At 54.6% G+C, this 3,046-nt stretch carries 3 protein-coding genes and 1 pseudogene; 2 read left to right on the forward strand and 2 right to left on the reverse strand.

Annotated elements, in window-relative coordinates; genetic code table 11:
• A pseudogene (locus ACTHSP_RS19130) lies at nucleotides 1-317 on the reverse strand (type IV pili twitching motility protein PilT); the annotation flags it as partial.
• Between the two features lie 86 nt (nucleotides 318-403).
• Nucleotides 404-1,450 carry a type IV pilus twitching motility protein PilT gene (locus ACTHSP_RS19135; protein WP_070606632.1) on the reverse strand — a complete coding sequence of 349 codons (1,047 nt, stop codon included), beginning with the start codon at nucleotides 1,448-1,450 and terminating at the stop codon, nucleotides 404-406.
• Nucleotides 1,451-1,567: 117 nt separating this feature from the next.
• Between ACTHSP_RS19135 and ACTHSP_RS19140 the strand changes: the two genes are divergently transcribed.
• Nucleotides 1,568-2,263: a YggS family pyridoxal phosphate-dependent enzyme gene (locus ACTHSP_RS19140; RefSeq protein WP_314513601.1), complete on the forward strand. Its 696-nt coding sequence runs from the start codon at nucleotides 1,568-1,570 to the stop codon at nucleotides 2,261-2,263.
• 76 nt (nucleotides 2,264-2,339) lie between these two features.
• Nucleotides 2,340-3,046: pyrroline-5-carboxylate reductase (gene proC / locus ACTHSP_RS19145; RefSeq protein WP_440346691.1), on the forward strand; the 707-nt coding region annotated here is incomplete at its 3' end.

Raw genomic sequence — 3,046 nt, forward strand, 5'->3', positions numbered from 1 at the left:
TCCCAGTCGCGGTTGAAGGCTTCGAGCTGGTCGGGGTTCATGGTGGATTCGGCGATGGCGGCGGTGTCCGCGCCGGTCAGCGCTTTGTGGGGCATGGGCGTGAGGGTGCCGCCGACTTTGATGGCAGGGGGAAAGCCTGCGCTGATGAAGATGTCGGATGCGTTGCGTTTTTCAGCCTCTTCACACATGCGGTCGAGCAGGGGATGAAGATGCGTGCCGATTTCGGCCGGGGTGGGGATGTGCGGTGCTTGGTTTTTTTGTGAGTAGGCTTGCACCATTTCGCTTAACAGGTCGTGCAGAGGGGCGAGGTCGCTCATGATGATTCTCTTTAAAACGGGTATTCGGTCAGGCTGAAAGGCCGTCTGAAAACGGGATGATGGGGTTCAGACGGCCTGAGTATGGTTTAGAAAATAGAGAGGTTTTCGATGTTTTGCGCCTTGCTGCGTGCCAGCTCGGGGCTGATGGTGCCTTGGCGGACAAGGGTTTGCAGGGCTTGATCGAGGGTTTGCATACCGTGGGCCTGACCGGTTTGGAGGGCGGCGTTGATTTGGGCGATTTTGTTCTCGCGGATGAGGTTGCGCACGGCCGGTGTGGAAATCAGGATTTCGTGTGCGGCGACGCGGCCGTTGCCGTCGCGGGTTTTCAGCAGGGTTTGGGAAATGATGGCGCGCAAGGATTCGGACAACATGGAGCGCACGATTTCTTTTTCGCCTGCAGGGAATACGTCGACAATACGGTCGATGGTTTTGGCGGCGCCGGTCGTGTGCAGCGTGCCGAAAACCAAGTGACCGGTTTCGGCGGCGGTCAGGGCGAGGGAGATGGTTTCAGGGTCGCGCATCTCACCGATCAAAATCACGTCTGGGTCTTCGCGCAGTGCGGAACGCAGGGCGTTGGTAAAGCTGTGGGTGTGTTGATGCAGCTCGCGCTGGTTGATGAGCGCCTTTTTGCTTTGGTGGACGAACTCAATCGGGTCTTCGATGGTCAGAATGTGAGCCGGTTGGGTTTCGTTGATGTAGTTGACCATTGCCGCCAGCGTGGTGGATTTACCCGAACCGGTCGGGCCGGTTACCAAGACCAAACCACGCGGGTTTTCGGCAATTTTTTGGAAAATGCGCGGCGCACGCAATTCTTCCAGTGTCAGGACGGTGCTCGGAATGGTACGGAATACGGCAGCCGGGCCGCGTTCGGTCATAAAGGCGTTGACGCGGAAACGGGCAACATTAGGCAGCTCAAATGAGAAATCGACTTCAAAATCCTGTTGATAGAGCTTGCGCTGGTGGTCGTTCATGACCGAGGTAATCATGGTACCGACTTCTTCCGAGCTCATCTCGGGCAGGTTGATGCGGCGGATGTCGCCGTGTACGCGTATCATAGGGGAAATGCCCGAACTCAAATGGAGGTCGGAGGCTTTGTTTTTCACGCCGAACGCGAGTAAGTCGGTAATCTGCATAATGTGGCCTTGTTTTGGTTTAGAATAATAAAATCGCTTTATTTTAAATAGATAAATCCGTTCGACCAAGTAAAATTTTCAAAATGCCGAGTGATGAACGGGTTAAAGGAGAAAACCATGTCGGTATTGCAACAAAACTATCAGGACGTATGCCGGGCGGTTGAACAGGCGGCAGAGGCTGCCGGACGGCCTGCGGAAGCGGTGAGGCTGGTAGCGGTCAGCAAGACCTTTCCGGCAGACGATATCCGCGAAGTGTATGCGGCCGGTCAGCGCGATTTTGGTGAGAACTATATTCAGGAATGGTTTGAAAAAACGGAAATGCTGGCCGATTTGCCGGATATTGTTTGGCACGTTATCGGCGATGTGCAGTCTAATAAAACCAAATTTGTGGCAGAGCGCGCACATTGGGTGCATACGATAGGCCGTCTGAAAACGGCGCGGCGCTTGAGCGAACAAAGGCCATCTGAAATGCCGCCGTTGCAGGTGTGTATTGAAGTGAACATTGCCGCGGAAGAAGCAAAACACGGCGTAGCGCCCGATGAAGCGGTTGCGCTGGCCCTTGAAGTAGCCAAGTTGCCGAATATTAAAGCGCGCGGATTGATGTGTGTGGCCAAGGCCGACAGCAGCGACGATGAGTTACGCAGCCAGTTTCACACCATGCAACGGCTGTTGGCTGAGTTGAATGCGGCAGGCGTCGAAGCAGATGTTTTGTCTATGGGGATGTCCGGAGATATGCCAATCGCGGTAGAATGCGGCGCAACCCATGTCCGCATCGGCAGCGCGATTTTCGGCAAGCGGCATTATCCTCAATAAAAGTAATAGGCCGTCTGAACAGGGCAGACAGCAGTTTCAGACGGCCTGATCGATATCACAAAGGAGTGACATATATATGAATATCTATTTTCTCGGCGGTGGCAATATGGCGACTGCCATTGCAGGCGGTTTGGTCAAACAAGACGGCTATCGTGTCCACATTGTCGAACGCGGCGCCGAAAGACGGGAGCAACTGGTTCAAGAATTGGGCGTAGCCACTTCTGAAAACCTGCCCGAATTGAGTGCGGACGATGTCCTTGTCCTCGCCGTCAAACCGCAAGACATGCAGGCAGCCTGTCAAAACATTCGTTTGAATGGCGCGCTGGTGTTGTCCGTAGCGGCCGGATTGTCTATCGATACCCTCAGCCAGTATCTGGGCGGCACACGCCGTATCGTGCGTATCATGCCCAATACGCCGGCCAAAATCGGCTTGGGTGTATCCGGTATGTTTGCCGATTCAAGCGTTTCAGAAGCCGACCGCGCAGCCGCAGACGGCATTATGCGCTCTGTCGGCACAACCGTTTGGCTGAACGAGGAAGAGCAACTCCACAATATTACCGGCATCAGCGGCAGCGGCCCCGCCTATGTTTTCTATCTTTTGGGTGCGCTCCAAAATGCGGCTTTGGCACAAGGTTTCAACGAACAAGACGCACGCGAACTGAGCCTCGCCACATTTAAAGGCGCAGTGGCTTTGGCTGAACAAACCGGCGAAGCATTCGCACAATTACAGCAAAACGTGACTTCCAAAGGCGGCACGACACACGAAGCCATCGAAACCTTCAA

It is taken from the genome of Neisseria sp. P0001.S005, from assembly GCF_051963715.1.